Genomic DNA, 14863 nt, shown 5'->3' on the forward strand with positions numbered 1-14863 from the left:
GATGAACAAAATCTTTTCCAACAAGCTTCCTTAAAGCGTGTCATTCCTTACCTTCTGGCGTCGACTCCGGGACCGACCAGCCGCCCCAGCGCCATGTGCCTCGACACCCGTTCCTGCCGTCTCCTTCGCGTCCTTCTGCTCGTCCCCCTGCTCCTGCCGGCGGGCTCCACGCAGGCGCTCGCCCAGGAAAGCGTCCGGCTTCGCCTGGCCCACCAGGGCACGTTCCTCCCTCCGAACACCGAGGTGCTCATCCTCACCCGCCCGGTGACGGAAACGGGGGCGGAAGCCGCCCAGCCGGTCTTTCTCTCCTTCGCGGATTATCCCCGGGACCGGGCGCACCTGTTCCGCCGCGACACCCTGGCCTCGGACGGGCGTTCCCGCCATGCCGTCCCGCGCACCGCCGACGCCGGGCAGCGCTACTTCCTTTACGCCCGAACGCCGGACGGCACCCTCTACTGGAGCTACAGCGCCCTTCGCAATGCGCTCAAATACGACGTGGTGGAGACGGGGGTGATGTCGGTGGCACCGGTCATGGACCCACAGGCCCGTGAGGTCATCGCCACCCTGTTCGAACCGGCCCCGGCGGTTCCACCGGTCCCGGCCGACACGAGCCGTGCCCCGGCCGGACCGCCGGAGTCGAGGCCGGCGACCGACACCCTCTCCGCCGCCGGCACGCTTCCGGCCGCGGGCGAGCCCGGCCTTCCCGGCGACGCCGCACCGCTCCCCGAGGCGACGCCCGAAGGGGAGGCAGCACCTCCTCCGGCCCCCCGCCCGGAGACCACCCGCTCCGGCCTGCTGCTCCCCTGGTGGTTGCTGCCGCTCTCGGTGCTCCTCCTCCTGATCCCTCTGGTGCTCGTGACCCGTCGCTACCGGCAGGCCCGGCGCACCATCGAGGCCCTGCGTGAGGAACTGTTCGTCCTCCGGACGACCCCGGCGGCCCGCTCCACGAAAGACGAACCGCCGGTCCCTCCCGGCCCACCGCCCTCCGGCAAGCACCCGCCGGACCCCGGCAACCCGATCGACCCGGCACACTGGAACCCCTGACGGACGCCGTCAGAAGGCCCCGCCGAAAAAGAGTGCGTTCAGGAAAAGCCGGTTGCTGCCCCACCAGAAGGCGCGGAAGTTCGGGTTGTCCATGATGAGCACGACGCGCCCCCGCCCGTAGCGCCGGGCGACGACGGCGGCGCTGCCGGAAGCCTGGGCCAGCCGTTCCCGGGAGATGTAGCCGCTGAGCACCGGCGCCTCGGCGTAGACCCCCACATTGGTGCCCGGCTCTTCGGCGGGGCGGTAGAAGGTGCTGTGGTCCCGAAAGACCGGGAGGGTCGGCCCCAGCCCGAAGGCCAGCGGGTGGGTGGTGTCGAGGACGACCTCGAAGATCGTCCCGCCGATGACCTGGGCGCCCCGGGCCTCGTCGAGCCGGTCGTAGGGCAGGCCGCGCAGGAGCGAATCCAGGTTGAAGGGTTTCTCCTCCAGCCGGGCGAGTTCCTGCCGGAGCACCCAGCCGGCGGCGGAGCCCAGGGCGATGAGGCGCCCGCCCCCCCGCACCCAGGCCTTGACCGTCTCGCCCGGCAGGGCGTCGTAGGAGCCGCCGGCAAGGATCAGGGTATTGTAGCGGCTCAGGTCGGCCCGCGCCACCCGGTCGGCGTCGAGCAGGGTAACGGGGATGCGGAACCGTTCGGTGAGCAGGTGCCACACCTCCCCGGCGTCGTAGGCTGACGTGCCGTCGCCGGTGATCAGGGCCAGGCGCGGCTGCTCAAGCACCGTGGTGCCCGGCCCGCCGAGATCCGGCCCGGCGGGGGTCAGCCCGGCCTCGACCGCATAGATCTCGACGTGGTCTTCTTCGACCAGGCGGGCGACGAGGTCGTGCACCCCGCCCACGGGCCCGTCGCGTCCCACGACGGGGATGATGACGGCCCCACGCTCGAAAGCGACCTCCTGCCCCCCCGTACGGACCGTGAAGGGGTCGGGCATGAGGCGGGGCCGCACCCCGGCCGCCTGCAGTTTGTAGAGGGCCCGTGGCGCGAAGTAACGGTTCCAGCGCATCACATAGGCCACCTCGGAGCGGCCGCCGACGAGCCGCCCGCCGTCCCGGGTCACGCGGGTGAGGGCCGGGCCCAGCAAGCCGTCGGGGGCCTGCCGGAGGGCGGCATGAGGAACGTCGAAGGCCAGCGGCAGCGTCCAGGTGGAGACGTCGTAGAAGAGCGAGTCTTCGAAGGTGTGCACCCGCTCCATCATGGCCTGGACCAGGCGCACCTGCGGCTGGTCGAGCGGTACGACGTAGGCCTGCCCGGCCCGGAAGGTTTTCCCTTCGGCCTGCACGTCGCGCGCCAGCTCGTGCACCCGGATGCGGTGGCGCAACAGCAGCTCGGCCAGCGCCTGTGCCCGGGTACGCCCCGGTTCCAGCCCGATGACATAGGCCTTCACGGGAAGGCGCCGGGCCACGTCGGCCGCCCCGGCGTAGAAGTCGCGCTGGTAGCGCAGCAGGCGTTCCCGCAGGTGCACCGCCGCCTCCAGCGTCGAGAGCGAGGTGGCGAACTGGTTACGCACGGTAAAGGCATAGTCCAGCGTGCCGTCGACCACCTCGCGCTTGAGCGCCCGTGACGAAGCCTGCTCGAAGAGGATACCGACGGCGCCGTTCACGTCGGGGTAGGTGGACCCCTTGCCGTAGTAGAAGTCGTCGAAGGATTCCTCGGTATAGTAGAGTGAACCGATACGATCGAGCGCACGGCCGTGGTAGGTGGCGATCTCGGCCGTCAGCTCCTGGTTGAGCGGGGGGGTGAGGGGATGGGTTCGGCTGGGCACGCCGGGCTGGAAGAAATAGGTGGCGTTTCCTCCCATCTCATGGTGATCGGTGAGGACCTGCGGCCGCCAGTGATGGAAGAGGGCCAGGCGTCCCCGGGATTCGGGATGCTGGGCCGGAAGCCAGTCCCGGTTCAGGTCGAACCAGTAGTGGTTGGTGCGCCCGCCGGGCCAGGGCTCGTTGTGCTCGCGGTCCTGGGGGTCGGCGGTGGCCACGGCGCCACGGTTCCGGTTGACCCACGTTGTGAAACGGTTGCGGCCGTCCGGGTTGAAGAGGGGATCGAGCAGGACGACGGCGCTCTCGAGGGCATCCTCGACGGCGGGTCCCTGCCCGGCGGCGAGGTGGTAGAGGTAGAGCACGGCCGCCTCCGTCCCGCTGGCCTCGTTGCCGTGGATGCTGTAGCCCTGGTAGAGCACGACCGGCATCGTGGCCAGCTCGTCGTCGCCGACCTCCCCCGGGGCTTCGGAAAGCCGCAGGTTGGCCGCCCGGATGGCTTCCAGCCGTTCGTGGTTGGCGGGCGAGGTGATCACGGCATGGATGAGGGGGCGTCCCTCGTAGGTGCGCCCGTGCTCGCGCAGCACCACCCGGTCGCTCGCCGCCGCCACCGCCTCGAAATACGCCACCACCTGATGCGGCTCGGTATGCTTCGTCCCGATCTGATGCCCGATGACTTCCTCGGGCTTCGGGATCGAGGAATCGTATCCCGTCACGCCCGGCAACGGCACCTCCATCGGAAACGGCAGCGACTGCGCCCACACGTGAGGCAGGCTACCCGGCAGCAGTCCGATCAGGAAACCGGCGAGAAGGCATGGGAAAAACCGAAAGCAGGTGGTACAACGCATGTTTTCCTGGTCTGGGTGTTTGAACGGGGTTCTGAAGCCGGAACCCGACCGCGTCACGGGCCCGGCCGGTCGTCCTCAGCCGGCGAGGGCAATCTGGACGTCCATCACGTTGGTATGGGTGGGTCCGGTTTTGAGCAGGGTTCCCAGCGCCTCAAAGAAAGGGTAGGCATCGTGCCTTTCGAGGGCGGTTTCGGGGTCGAGGCCGCCGCGCCGGGCTTCGGGGACCGTTTCGGGTGTGACCCAGGCGCCGGCGGCGTCCGTGGGACCGTCCCGGCCGTCGGTGCCCCCGCTGACCACCACGACCGGCTGCCCGGCGCCTTCGATCTGGAGTGCCGCCGCCAGCGCCAGTTCCTGGTTACGCCCGCCCCGCCCGCCGTTCTCCACGGTGACGGTCGTCTCGCCGCCCCAGAGCAGGCACGTCGCCGGGCCGCCGGCCGCCTGAAGCGCCCGCCGCGCCACTTCGACGCCGGCCTGGCGGGCCTCGCCGGTCAGCCGGTCGGTGACGAGCAGGGGACGATAGCCGCGTCGCCGGGCCTCGTGCGCGGCCGCCTGCAGGGCGTGCCGGTTGCTGCCGACGAGCAGCGTCAGGGTCCGCCGGAAGGCCGGATGCCCGGGCTTGGGCGTCTCCAGCTCCGGCGTGTCCCGGCCGCCGCGCAGGTGCGACCGTACGGGCGCCGGCACCCGCTCCCACAGGTCGAACTGTTGCAGCACCTGGATGGCCTCCCGGAAGGTCGAGCGGTCCGGCACGGTGGGCCCGCTGGCGATGACCGAGAGGTCGTCGCCGACGACGTCGGAGATGGCGAACGCCACCACGGTTGCCGGAAACGCCGTGGCCGCCAGCCGCCCCCCGCCGATGCGAGAGAGGTGCTTGCGGACGACGTTGATCTGATGAATGTCGGCGCCGCTGTGCAAGAGCAACTGGAACGTGGTCTGGGCCGCCTCCAGTGTGATGCCGTCCACGAAGGCGGGCCAGAGGGCCGAGCCGCCGCCCGAGAGCAGCACGAGCAGCAGGTCGCCGGCCCGGCAGGCCCGTGCCAGCGCCAGCGTGCGTTCCGCCGCCGCCATGCCGGCCTCGTCCGGCAGCGGGTGCCCGGCCTCGACCACCTCGATGCGCCCGGGCGGCGGTATGGTGGCGGGCAACGTGGCCCGGTAACCGTGCGGTACCACCACCAGCCCCCCCTCGATGCGCGATCCAAAGCGGGCCTCCACCGCACCCGCCATGGCCATCGCCGCCTTCCCGGCACCCACTACCACCACCCGGCTGAAGGTGTCCAGCCCGCCCAGCAGCTTGTCCCACTCGATGCGTTCCATCAGCCGGTCCGGGCGCACCCCGGAGACGGCCGCCCGGTAGATCGCCTCCGCATCCGCCACCCGCCTGCGCATCTTTCTGTCCAGTACGATCATAAGACGTCTGCATCTCGGCCGCGTCACGCGGCCAGCATTCCGGCGGAAAATAAGACGACCCGGGCCGCAAAGGGAAGCCGGCAGCAACCGGCACCGGCCGCATGGCCGTTTTTCCGGCACGGCAGGAGCGGGTTCCGAAAAGCGTCAGCCGGGCTCACCCCGGTATAGATAGGCCAGCTCCACCTCGCGCGTGCCGTTCGCATCGGCCACGGCGAACGTGTTGCCGCCGCCCCAGATCTCCGCCCCGCCGACCTCGCCGGCCTTGTTGAGCGCGTAGAACTTGACGTTGAAGGCCGGGCGGCCCTGGTCGTCCTGGAGCCGGGCCAGCCGGGTGTGATCGACGATGCGCTCGCAGGCGTAGAGGCAGGCCTGCTGCGGGCTGTCGCCCATGCGCATCCGCTCGACGATGAGAAAGGCGCAGAGGTTTTCCAGGTTGGCCTCGCCCCGGCCGGTCGAGCCGGCGGCGCCGACCTCGTTGTCCACGTACAGCCCGGCGCCGATGATCGGGGAGTCGCCCACCCGTCCGGGAATCTTGAACGCCAGCCCGCTCGTGGTGGTGACACCGCTGATGTTGCCCGCCAGGTCGATGGCCGAGCAGTGGATCGTGCCCCAGTGCCGTTTGATTTCCTCCAGGTACATCCCGATGTCGCGATCTTCCGGGCTGTGCGGGGGCAGGTAATCGTCCTGGTTCGAGAGCGTCTCCTTCCAGCGGACCCATACCTCGCGGGCCCTGTCCGTGAGGAGGTTCTCCACGGGAAAGCCGTGCATCCGGGCAAAGTCCTGCGCCCCCTTGCCGACGAGGAGCACGTGGTCGGTGCGCTCCATGACGAGACGCGCCACCTTCGAGGGATACTTGATACCCTCGAGCGCGGCGACGGCCCCGGCCCGTCCCGTGGGCCCGTGCATGACGGAGGCGTCGAGCTGCACGACCCCGTCCTCGTTGGGCAGGCCGCCGTAGCCGACGCTCATGTCATCCGGATCCTCCTCCACCAGGTTGACCCCGGCGATGACGGCGTCGAGGGCGTCACCGCCCTGCTGGATGACCTCCATGGCCCGCGCCACGGCCCGCATGCCGTTCCGGCTCGAGATGGCCACCGGGCCGGCCGGGCGCATCGACGGCCGCACCGGCGACCGCTCCCCGACAACCCGGGCCGCCGGCCACAGGGAGGCCGCCACCCCGGCCAGCGCGCCCCGTTTCAGAAAGTCGCGACGTGTCGTATCGTGTTCGTTCTGCATGACGTGCTCCGTTTTGGGTTTCGAGCGGAAGGGGGCGGGACGATACGAGGCGGGGGAATGTACGCTCCGAACCTTCAGTTTTTCAACGCAAATTTTCACGTTTTCCCGTTCGATACGTGGACGGCGTTCGACATGGCGGCAACGCTGTGCTATCTTCTCCGCCGACCCGATCACCCGCCCATCCGACCCATGACGAAACCGGACTATGCGGCCCGTCACACCCGCCTGGCGGAAGCCCTCGCCAGCGTCGGCCTCGACGCGCTGGCCCTGAATCCCGGCCCGAGCCTGGTCTACTTCACCGGGCTGCACTTCCATCTGAGCGAACGTCCCGTCGTGGCCGTCTTCTCCGCCGCCGGCGACGTCCCCGTGCTGGTGCTGCCTGAACTGGAGGCCCAGAAGCTGAAAGAAGCGGCCTTCGAACTGCAAGCCTTCACCTACACGGAAGACCTGGCGAGCTGGCCCCGGGCGTTCGCCGCGGCGATGCAGGCCGCCCGCATCGACGGCCGGCGGGTGGGGGTGGAGCCCCGCAGCCTGCGGGTGCTGGAGCTGCGCCTGCTCGAACAGGCGGCCCCCGACGCCGCTTTCGTCTCGGGCGAGCAGGCCGTGGCCGCGCTGCGGATGCGCAAGGACGCCGCCGAGCTGGCCCTGATGCGCGAGGCGACGGCCATCGCCCAGCGCGCCCTGCAGGCGACCCTTCCTACGGTCCGCCCCGGCGTCACCGAGCGCGAGGCGGCCGCCACGCTCATCCAGCACCTCCTGCGCGAGGGTAGCGACGGCGAGCTGCCCTTCCAGCCCATCGTCGCCTTCGGACCCAACAGCGCCAACCCCCACGCCGTCCCGACGGACTACACCCTCCGCGAGGGCGACCTGGTGCTGTTCGACTGGGGCGCCAACCACCACGGCTACTTCTCCGACCTGACGCGCTGCTTCGTCGCCGGCGAGCCGGAGGCGGAACTGGCCCGCATCGCCGAGGTGGTGCGGCAGGCCAACGCCGCCGGCCGCGCCGCCGCCGGCCCCGGCGTCCCCGCCGGCGAGGTGGACCGCACCGCCCGCCGCGTCGTCGAGGAAGCCGGCTACGGGGCGTACTTCATCCACCGCACGGGCCACGGCCTCGGCCTCGAGGTCCACGAAGACCCCTATATCCGGGGCGACAACGAACAGCGCCTCGCCGAGGGCATGACCTTCACCATCGAGCCGGGCATCTACCTGCCCGGGCGCGGCGGTGTACGCATCGAAGACGACGTGGTCATCACCGCCGGCGGCGCCGAAAGCCTGAGCGACCTGCCCCGTGAGCTCATCCGGCTGGGTTGAGATGGGATGTGTAGTGCGTGGTGCGTAGTGCGGGGTGCGTGATGCGTAGTGCGGGGTGCGTGATGCGTAGTGCGGGGTGCGTGATGCGTAGTGCGGGGTGCGTAAAGATCGAGTTTTACGAAATACGCACTACGAAATACGAACGAGGAACGCCAGCATCCGCTCCTGCACGTCCCGGTGCCCGTACTCGGCCTCGACGTTGACGTACGGGATGCCCCGGCGGCCGCAATAGACCGAGAGGGAGCCGTCGTCCGTGGCGCGGGCGTTGTCCTGGAGCACCACGTTGAAGCCTGCCGCGCGGACCACCTCGAAGAGACCGCGCTCGGTGACGAAGAAGAAGTCGTCCGGGTCGCTTCCGTCGGCGATGAACACTTCCACCGCGTTGCCGTCCTCCGAGCCGCCGGGCAGGTAGCTGGCCGCCGAATAGTTTTCGTCCGTGTTGTTGTGCACGGCGACTACGAGCGAGAGGGTGTCGAGGCCGGCCCGGACGAGCACCGCCTCCGCCAGGCGCCGGACTTCGGCGGCCGCCGCCGGGCTGAAGGCCCCGAAACGGCGGAGCGTGGCCTCGATGCCCGCCGGCGTGAACATGCGGTTGGGATCGAAGGTGTAGGTGGTGTCGCCCAGGGTGAACGTGATGTTGCGCTCGCCCGTGTGCCGCAGCTCGACGAGCCGGCCGCCGTGCCGGCGAATCACGGCCCGCGCGGCCTCCACGGCGGTGTTCTCGTCATCGTGCAGGCTGAGGAACGTGCGCCCCGGCCGGCCACTCTCGGTCACCACCACCTCCACCGCCCCCGCACCGACCGGCACGGTCGTCACGTCTTCGACCACCCCTCTCCCTCCGCACCCGGTCCCCCAGAGCGCCAGGCAGAGTCCTACCAGGGCAGCGGCTCTTTCCGGCATGTACAGGTTGCGAAACAAAGGCATCTCCGTCTGGATCGTCGGCTCCGGAATATCCGCAAAGAACCTTAATTGTCAAACCCCGGGGGGACAGCCGTCCGTGCGGCGTCCGCTTCGATTTGCGTGATTCACCGGCAGGTCGCATTTTCCCGGCTCCACCCGAAGCCGTCCCATCGTTGCGCCGTCCATGGAAACGCTTTTTCCGATCACCGAGCCGACCCACCTGTTCGCCTTTCTGGCCGCCGTTCTCGGGCTGGTCTTCTGGCTGAGCACGTTGCCGCCCCTGAAGAAGCTGTTCGAATTCCTGCCGCCGGTGATCTGGGCCTATTTCGTCCCGATGATCGCCACGACGCTGGGCATCACCCCGGACAGCAGCCCCGTCTATTCGTGGATGTCGCGCTACCTGCTGCCCTTCTCGCTCTTCCTGCTGATGATCACGGTGGATCTGCCGGCGGTGCTGCGGCTGGGCAAGACGGCGCTGTTGATGATGCTGGCCGGCACGCTCGGGATCGTCGTCGGCGGGCCGGTGGCCTACCTGATCTTCAAGGGGTTTCTGCCCGAGGACGCCTGGCAGGGGCTGGCGGCGCTCTCGGGGAGCTGGATCGGCGGCACGGCCAACATGGTCGCCATCCAGCAGCACATCGAGTCGACGGCGGTGGTTCCCACGACGGTCGACCTCGGGCCGATCATCGTGGTGGACACGGTCGTCGGCTACGGGTGGATGGGGGTGCTCATCTTCCTGAGCGCCTTCCAGCACCGCTTCAACCGCCGGGTGCAGGCCGACACCCGCTTCGTCGACGAACTGAACCGCAAGCTGCTGGAGCTGGACACCGCACGCCGGCCCGTGCAGATCGCCGACCTGGCGATGATCGTGGGGGTGGGCCTGGCAGCCACGGTGCTGGCCCGGCTGCTGGGCGAGGCCATCCCGCCGGTGCGCCTCGACCCCGGGGCCCCCTCGCTCATCAGCGGGACCACCTGGGCCATCCTCATCGTGGTGACGGCCGGGCTGCTGCTCTCGTTCACCCCGATGCGCACGCTGGAGCGACCCGGCGCCTCGCGCCTGGGCTACCTGGCGCTCTACCTGCTGCTGACCTCCATCGGCGCCCGCGCCGACCTGAAGGCCGTCCTCGACGCGCCCCTGTTCCTGCTCACCGGCGTCGTGTGGATCAGCATCCACGTCGCCCTCCTGTTCCTGGCGGCCCGGCTCCTGCGCGCGCCCATGTTCTTCGTGGCCACCGGCAGCATGGCCAACGTGGGCGGGGCAGCCAGCGCCCCCATCGTGGCCGAGGTGTACCTGCCGGGCATGGCGCCGGTGGGCCTGCTCATGGCCGTGGCCGGCTACATCCTGGGCATCTACGCCGCCCTCGCCTGCGCCGAGATCCTCCGCTTCCTGAGCATGCTCTGACCCCTTCCCCGGCGTGCCCCTTTCCCCATGGTTTCGACAAAATAACCTGTCACATTTTACACACTTCGGCAACACCCTTCTTGCCGCAAAGGCCGTTATTACGAACGGCTTTGAGAACACAGATCACCCCCCGTCTCCGCGCCGGGCGAAACCGCACCTACCCGCCCGTGACAGGGCGGGCAAGCGATCCGGTGTTCCCCCGGCCATCCAGGCCAACGCCTGTGGCTAAACGCGTGGAATAAAATCACAACCACCCGATGGGGGGTGCTTTCCACCGTCTGCTTCTTCGAAGCCCCGTGCGCACACGCCACCGCGAAGAAGCAGACGATGCCGAGAAAGGAGAATCGAAAATAGCACATACATGGAGGCAGAAAAATGAGAACCAAAATCTTCCCATACACGCGCCTGCTTTCTCTCCTTCTGATACCGGCGCTCCTGCTGCTCGCTGCCTGCACCGACCGCACACCGGACGAAACGCAAAACGCGCCTTCGGGGATCGAAGTCCCTCCGCCTGCGGCGCCTCCGGTCATCCAGGCAGCCGACACGATCCAGGTGATTCTGTCGGACTATCAGATCGACATGCCCACCTCGCTGTCGCCGGGACCGGTCGTCTTCGCGGTCTACAACGAGGGCACGGTGCCCCACGCCTTTGAGGTTGAAGGCGGGGAGATGGAAGAGCGCCTGGACCCCATCGAACCGGGCGACATGCAGCACCTGTCCGTCGAGCTGGCCGCCGGACGGTACACGGTTTATTGCCCCGTCGACAACCATCGCGAGCGTGGGATGACGACCGGCCTGCTCGTAAGCGATGAGGCCCCGGGTACCCTGTAATCCACAACCTTTCAACCAGATAAAAGGCACCAGTCATGAAAACCCACATCATCCACCATGCCCTGCGCCCTGCCGTCCTTATCCTGATGCTGGCGCTCGTGACCCCGCTGTACCTCATGGCCCAGGAAAGGGAGCGGACCGAAGACCCCTCGCCCGCCGAACAGGCCACCCTCATCACCACCCTGGAGGCTGAAGGCTCCTATACCCAGTTCCTCGCCCTGCTGCGCCGCGCGGGCCTGAGCAACGCCCTGAACGCCGAAGGGCCCTACACCCTTTTCGCCCCCACGGATGAGGCCCTTGCCGAAGAGGACACGGACCGGTTTGAAACCATGGAGCCGGAGGCCCTGGCCGACTTCCTGCGCAACTACATGGTGATGGAGGCCGTCAGCCTCGAGAAGGCCAAACAACTCGGCGCCCTGCAAACGCTCAACGGCAACACGTTGCCCGTCGAAACCGCAGAGGACGGCACCGTGACGGTTGCCGGCGCGCCGGTGATCGCCGCGGACGTCAAGGCCGCCAACGGCATCATCCACGGCATCGGCGCCCTGATCACCCCCTCGGAGAAGCAGGAACGATAAGCGCCCCGGCGCTTATCCGGACGAGGCACCCCCCGGACCGCACGGCCGGGGGGTGTTTTTTTGCGATATAGCGGAGGTCATTTTTATTAAGGGCATGACCACCCTTCGCGAACGGTCCACGTGTAGTCGCGGATCTGGACGCGTTGCGCGTCCCGTTAGCCCGGGCGCGCCGGCGGAGAGGGGAGCGCACCCGTGAAGGGTGCGGCTACATTGCTCCTCGAACGTACCGGGTAGCCGCGGATCTGGACGCGTTGCGCGTCCCGTTAGCCCGGGCGCGCCGGCGGAGAGAGGGCGCACCCGTGAAGGGTGCGGCTACATCGCGCTGCACAACGACGCCTTCAATAGCATGGACCGACGCTATACTTCCCGAGTTCTTCCACATATATCCAGTGCCGGATACGCCCATCGGATTGGACTTCCCTGGCTATCGGTTCTCGTACGGCCCTCTCACACCAGGCCAGTTTGATGTAGGGACGCCCCCGGAGAACGCGTCGTTGAAAATAGGATGTTTGCTTCATAGGATCGGCTGATCCGTCCTGATCTTCCTCTGGTCATTCCGCCCCATTCGTCGAGGCGGCGGCCAGCGCTTCGGCCTGCTCGATGAGCGCCTCGATGGCCGACAGGCCCCGGTGCCAGAAACCCGGGTCGGTCAGGTCCACCCCCAGGCGGCCGACGAGCCGGTGCGGCCAGTCCGAGCCGCCGGCCTCCAGCAGCCCGATGTACTTGTCGGCGAAGGCCGGCCCTTCCTCCCGGTAGCGGGCGTAGAGGGCCAGCACCAGCAACTCGCCGAAGGCATAGGCATAGACGTACCCCGGCGTGTGGAGGAAGTGGGGGATGTAGCTCCACCAGAAGCGGTAGTGGTCGCCCAGCGTGACGCTCCCCTGGAACATGGCGCGCTGCGTGTCCATCCAGGCCTCGCAGAACCATTCGGGGGGCAGTTCGCCCTCGGTGCGGCGGGCGGTGTGCATCCGGTCCTCGAACCGGTTCATGGCCACCTGCCGGAAAACCGTGGCGATGGTGTCGTCGATCTTGCCCACGAGCATCGCCAGGCGGTTGCGCGGGTCCTGTTCCTGCTGCATCAGCCGCTGGAAGACGAGCATCTCGCCGAAGACCGAGGCCGTCTCGGCGGTGGTCAGCGGGGTGTCCGCCTGGAGGACGCCCTGCTTCCGGGAGAGGTACTGGTGCACCCCGTGCCCGAGTTCGTGGGCCAGCGTCTGCACGTCCCGGATCTTGCCGGTGTAGTTCATCAAGATGTAAGGGTGGGCGCTGGGGACGGCTCCGTGGCTGAAGGCGCCGCCCCGCTTGTTCGGCGCCAGCGCCGCGTCGATCCACCGCTTCTCGAAGAACTGTTCGACGATCTCGCCCAGACGCGGGTGGAAGTCGGCATAGGCGGCCTGCACCAGCTCGCGGGCCGCGTCCCAGTCGTACCGGGTGTCGGCCTCGCCGACCGGGGCATAGCGGTCGTAGTCGAACAGCTCGTCGAGGCCGAGGAGGCGGCGCTTGAGGCGGTAGAAGCGGGCGACGAGATCGTACCGGCCGGTGACGGCTTCGATGAGGGCTTGCACCATCTCGTCTTCGACCTCGTTTTCGAGGTTGCGGGCGGCGAGCCAGTGCGGATAGCCCCGGAGGCGGTCGTCCGAGGCCTTGTCGGCCAGGATCGTGTTGAAGATGAAGGTGAGCGGGCGGAGGTTTGCCTCCAGCCCCCCGGTGAAGGCCAGCGCCGCCGTGCGCCGGACCTCGCGGTCCGGCTCGTAGAGCTTTGCCAGCACCTCCTGCTGCGTCATCTGCCGCCCGTCGAGCGTGAAGCGCATGGCCCCGAGTGTCTCGTCGAAGAACCGGTTCCACGCCCCCCGCCCGGTGACGGCCTTCTCGGAGAGGATCTTCTCCTCGGGTTCGGAGAGCAGGTGCCGGCGGTGCAGGCGCTCGAGTTCCAGGTAGTGGCGGTAGGTCGCCAGGAGCGGATCGGCCAGCAACGCCTCGGCACGGTCGTCGTCCACGGCCGCCCATTCGAGGCGGAAGAAGATGAGGCGCTGCGCGATCTGCGTGTAGGCCTCACGCACCTTCTGCAGGAGCGCCCCGCGGGCGGGGTCGCCGGTGTCGGTGGACCAGTACAGGTAGGCGTAGGTGTAGGCACGGCCCAGCCGGTCGTGCAACCGCTCGTAGGCGACCAGCGCCCCGGCCAGGCCCCCGGCGTCCAGCCCGGCGACCCGGCCGCGATAGCGATCTTCGAAGGCTCCGGCCTCCTCGGCGGCGGTTTCCAGATCCCGATCCAGCGCCGCCTGGTCGGTATAAAGGTCGGTCAGGTCCCAGTGAACCGATTCGGCTCCGGTGACAGTCGTCTCCATCGTGTCGATTTGCTCCCGTTTTGTTTGCATGTGTGCGGCGTTGGCCGCCCGGGATACCCGCACCTGAAACGCAGGCGCGCGTGGTGAAACCAACGTGCACGTCATTTGTTGTCGCCCGCCGGGCCGGGAACCCGTTCCTCTGCCTGCCGTGAACCTTTCCGCCGTCGTCCTGTACCACGGACGCACACGAGCCGATGATGCTGAAAAAGCTACGCGCCACGTTGCAACAAGCCTTTTCACAGCCGGACCGGCTACACCCGCTGGAAGACGAAGCGGGGCTCGACGCCGCGCTGGACCGGTCCCGAACCCGGCCGGTCGTGCTGTTCAAGCACAGCACCTGGTGCGGCACGAGCCTGGTGGCACGGCGGGAGATGCAGCGGCTCACCGAAACACATGACGTCCCGGTCTACGAGATCGTGGTCCAGGTGGCCCGCCCGCTTTCGAACCTCGTCGCCGCACGCTTCGGCATCCGGCACGAATCCCCGCAGGCCATCGTGCTCGTCGACGCGCAGCCGGTGTACCACGCCTCGCACGGCGACGTCCGGGCGGACACGCTGCGCCGGATCCTCGAACCCTATTCCCCAACCTCGCGCTGAACCCCGCATGAAACGGCACCTGCTTCCTTTCGGGCTCACCCTGCTCCTGCTCTCCGGCTGCGGCGAGCGCAACGCCGGTCCCCACGGCCTTCCGGACGACAACCGCCCGCCGGCGACTTCGGTGGAAACCGACGCGGCTACGGCGGAAGCGCCCTCCTACCTGGGCCAGACCGCCCCCGACTTCACGCTCAAAACCCTCGACGGCCAGACCTTCCGCCTCTCCGACCACCGCGGGAAGGTCGTCCTGATCAACTTCTGGGCCACGTGGTGCGGCCCGTGCGTCATCGAGACGCCCGAACTGGTGGCGCTGTACAACGACCTGAAAGGCCGGGGCCTCATGATCGTCGGTGTCTCGCTCGACGAGGAAGGGTTCGAGGTCGTCCGGCCTTTCGCCGAGGAGTTCGACGTCACCTATCCCCTCGTGGTGGACGACGGCGCCGTGGCCGAGGCATATGGCGGCATCTACGGCCTGCCCACCACGTTCGTCCTCGACCGGGAAGGCAAGATCCGGCATCGCTTCATCGGCCTCTTCCCCACCGGCGAGATGCGCCCGGAGATCGAAAAGATGCTGGCCCGGGACGCGGGCTGACGCCCGGGAAAAGACGACCATAGAAAAGC

General features: G+C 68.5%; 12 protein-coding genes. 7 read left to right on the forward strand and 5 right to left on the reverse strand.

All coding sequences use genetic code 11. The features are described from left to right. The first annotated feature begins 93 nt into the window (after positions 1–93). Positions 94–1044: a hypothetical protein gene (locus tag GQ464_RS01120; RefSeq protein ID WP_166977515.1), complete on the forward strand. Its 951-nt coding sequence runs from the start codon at positions 94–96 to the stop codon at positions 1042–1044. A 9-nt stretch (positions 1045–1053) separates the two neighbouring features. On the opposite strand, the gene GQ464_RS01125 is transcribed toward GQ464_RS01120, so the two are convergent. The 3 genes from GQ464_RS01125 to GQ464_RS01135 all read right to left on the reverse strand — a co-directional run bounded on the left by GQ464_RS01125 (position 1054) and on the right by GQ464_RS01135 (position 6282). Continuing rightward, positions 1054–3531, reverse strand: a complete 2478-nt coding sequence (locus GQ464_RS01125; RefSeq protein ID WP_228350489.1) for a M14 family metallopeptidase — start codon at positions 3529–3531, stop codon at positions 1054–1056. Positions 3532–3717: 186 nt separating this feature from the next. Continuing rightward, complete coding sequence (locus tag GQ464_RS01130; RefSeq protein ID WP_166977519.1) at positions 3718–5046, reverse strand: glycerate kinase type-2 family protein; 1329 nt, start codon at positions 5044–5046, stop codon at positions 3718–3720. Positions 5047–5190: 144 nt separating this feature from the next. After that, positions 5191–6282, reverse strand: a complete 1092-nt coding sequence (locus GQ464_RS01135; protein ID WP_166977521.1) for a glycosylasparaginase — start codon at positions 6280–6282, stop codon at positions 5191–5193. A gap of 189 nt (positions 6283–6471) precedes the next feature. Between GQ464_RS01135 and GQ464_RS01140 the strand changes: the two genes are divergently transcribed. After that, positions 6472–7593 carry a M24 family metallopeptidase gene (locus GQ464_RS01140; protein WP_166977523.1) on the forward strand — a complete coding sequence of 374 codons (1122 nt, stop codon included), beginning with the start codon at positions 6472–6474 and terminating at the stop codon, positions 7591–7593. Between the two features lie 129 nt (positions 7594–7722). Here GQ464_RS01140 and GQ464_RS01145 read toward each other — a convergent pair whose 3' ends face one another. Continuing rightward, positions 7723–8493 carry a protein tyrosine phosphatase gene (locus GQ464_RS01145; protein WP_166977525.1) on the reverse strand — a complete coding sequence of 257 codons (771 nt, stop codon included), beginning with the start codon at positions 8491–8493 and terminating at the stop codon, positions 7723–7725. Between the two features lie 184 nt (positions 8494–8677). Between GQ464_RS01145 and GQ464_RS01150 the strand changes: the two genes are divergently transcribed. From GQ464_RS01150 to GQ464_RS01160, 3 genes are all read left to right on the forward strand, one after another. Next, entirely contained in the window at positions 8678–9895 is a 1218-nt protein-coding gene (locus GQ464_RS01150; RefSeq protein ID WP_166977527.1) for a DUF819 family protein, read from the forward strand. Between the two features lie 375 nt (positions 9896–10270). Beyond that, on the forward strand, positions 10271–10726 hold the full coding sequence (locus GQ464_RS01155; RefSeq protein WP_166977529.1) for a hypothetical protein: 456 nt from the start codon (positions 10271–10273) through the stop codon (positions 10724–10726). Between the two features lie 35 nt (positions 10727–10761). Next, positions 10762–11304, forward strand: a complete 543-nt coding sequence (locus GQ464_RS01160) for a fasciclin domain-containing protein (protein ID WP_166977531.1) — start codon at positions 10762–10764, stop codon at positions 11302–11304. Positions 11305–11855: 551 nt separating this feature from the next. Here the strand turns inward: GQ464_RS01160 and GQ464_RS01165 are convergent. Then, complete coding sequence (locus GQ464_RS01165; RefSeq protein ID WP_228350490.1) at positions 11856–13679, reverse strand: M3 family oligoendopeptidase; 1824 nt, start codon at positions 13677–13679, stop codon at positions 11856–11858. A gap of 164 nt (positions 13680–13843) precedes the next feature. Between GQ464_RS01165 and ytxJ the strand changes: the two genes are divergently transcribed. Both ytxJ and GQ464_RS01175 read left to right on the forward strand, forming a co-directional pair. Further along, on the forward strand, positions 13844–14245 hold the full coding sequence (ytxJ, locus tag GQ464_RS01170; RefSeq protein ID WP_166977533.1) for a bacillithiol system redox-active protein YtxJ: 402 nt from the start codon (positions 13844–13846) through the stop codon (positions 14243–14245). Between the two features lie 7 nt (positions 14246–14252). Next, a complete protein-coding gene (locus GQ464_RS01175; RefSeq protein ID WP_166977535.1) occupies positions 14253–14834 on the forward strand; it encodes a peroxiredoxin family protein in 582 nt (193 codons plus the stop codon). The last annotated feature ends 29 nt before the right edge of the window (positions 14835–14863 follow it).

This window comes from Rhodocaloribacter litoris (assembly GCF_011682235.2).
GTDB lineage: Bacteria > Bacteroidota > Rhodothermia > Rhodothermales > ISCAR-4553 > Rhodocaloribacter > Rhodocaloribacter litoris.

What these genes read in the sequence shown, in the direction of transcription:
- GQ464_RS01120 (WP_166977515.1), top strand. Translation starts at nt 94, where the DNA reads ATGTGCCTCGACACCCGTTCCTGCCGTCTCCTTCGCGTCCTTCTGCTC.
- GQ464_RS01125 (WP_228350489.1), bottom strand. Translation starts at nt 3,531, where the DNA reads ATGGAGGTGCCGTTGCCGGGCGTGACGGGATACGATTCCTCGATCCCG.
- GQ464_RS01130 (WP_166977519.1), bottom strand. Translation starts at nt 5,046, where the DNA reads ATGATCGTACTGGACAGAAAGATGCGCAGGCGGGTGGCGGATGCGGAG.
- GQ464_RS01135 (WP_166977521.1), bottom strand. Translation starts at nt 6,282, where the DNA reads ATGCAGAACGAACACGATACGACACGTCGCGACTTTCTGAAACGGGGC.
- GQ464_RS01140 (WP_166977523.1), top strand. Translation starts at nt 6,472, where the DNA reads ATGACGAAACCGGACTATGCGGCCCGTCACACCCGCCTGGCGGAAGCC.
- GQ464_RS01145 (WP_166977525.1), bottom strand. Translation starts at nt 8,493, where the DNA reads ATGCCGGAAAGAGCCGCTGCCCTGGTAGGACTCTGCCTGGCGCTCTGG.
- GQ464_RS01150 (WP_166977527.1), top strand. Translation starts at nt 8,678, where the DNA reads ATGGAAACGCTTTTTCCGATCACCGAGCCGACCCACCTGTTCGCCTTT.
- GQ464_RS01155 (WP_166977529.1), top strand. Translation starts at nt 10,271, where the DNA reads ATGAGAACCAAAATCTTCCCATACACGCGCCTGCTTTCTCTCCTTCTG.
- GQ464_RS01160 (WP_166977531.1), top strand. Translation starts at nt 10,762, where the DNA reads ATGAAAACCCACATCATCCACCATGCCCTGCGCCCTGCCGTCCTTATC.
- GQ464_RS01165 (WP_228350490.1), bottom strand. Translation starts at nt 13,679, where the DNA reads ATGCAAACAAAACGGGAGCAAATCGACACGATGGAGACGACTGTCACC.
- ytxJ (WP_166977533.1), top strand. Translation starts at nt 13,844, where the DNA reads ATGATGCTGAAAAAGCTACGCGCCACGTTGCAACAAGCCTTTTCACAG.
- GQ464_RS01175 (WP_166977535.1), top strand. Translation starts at nt 14,253, where the DNA reads ATGAAACGGCACCTGCTTCCTTTCGGGCTCACCCTGCTCCTGCTCTCC.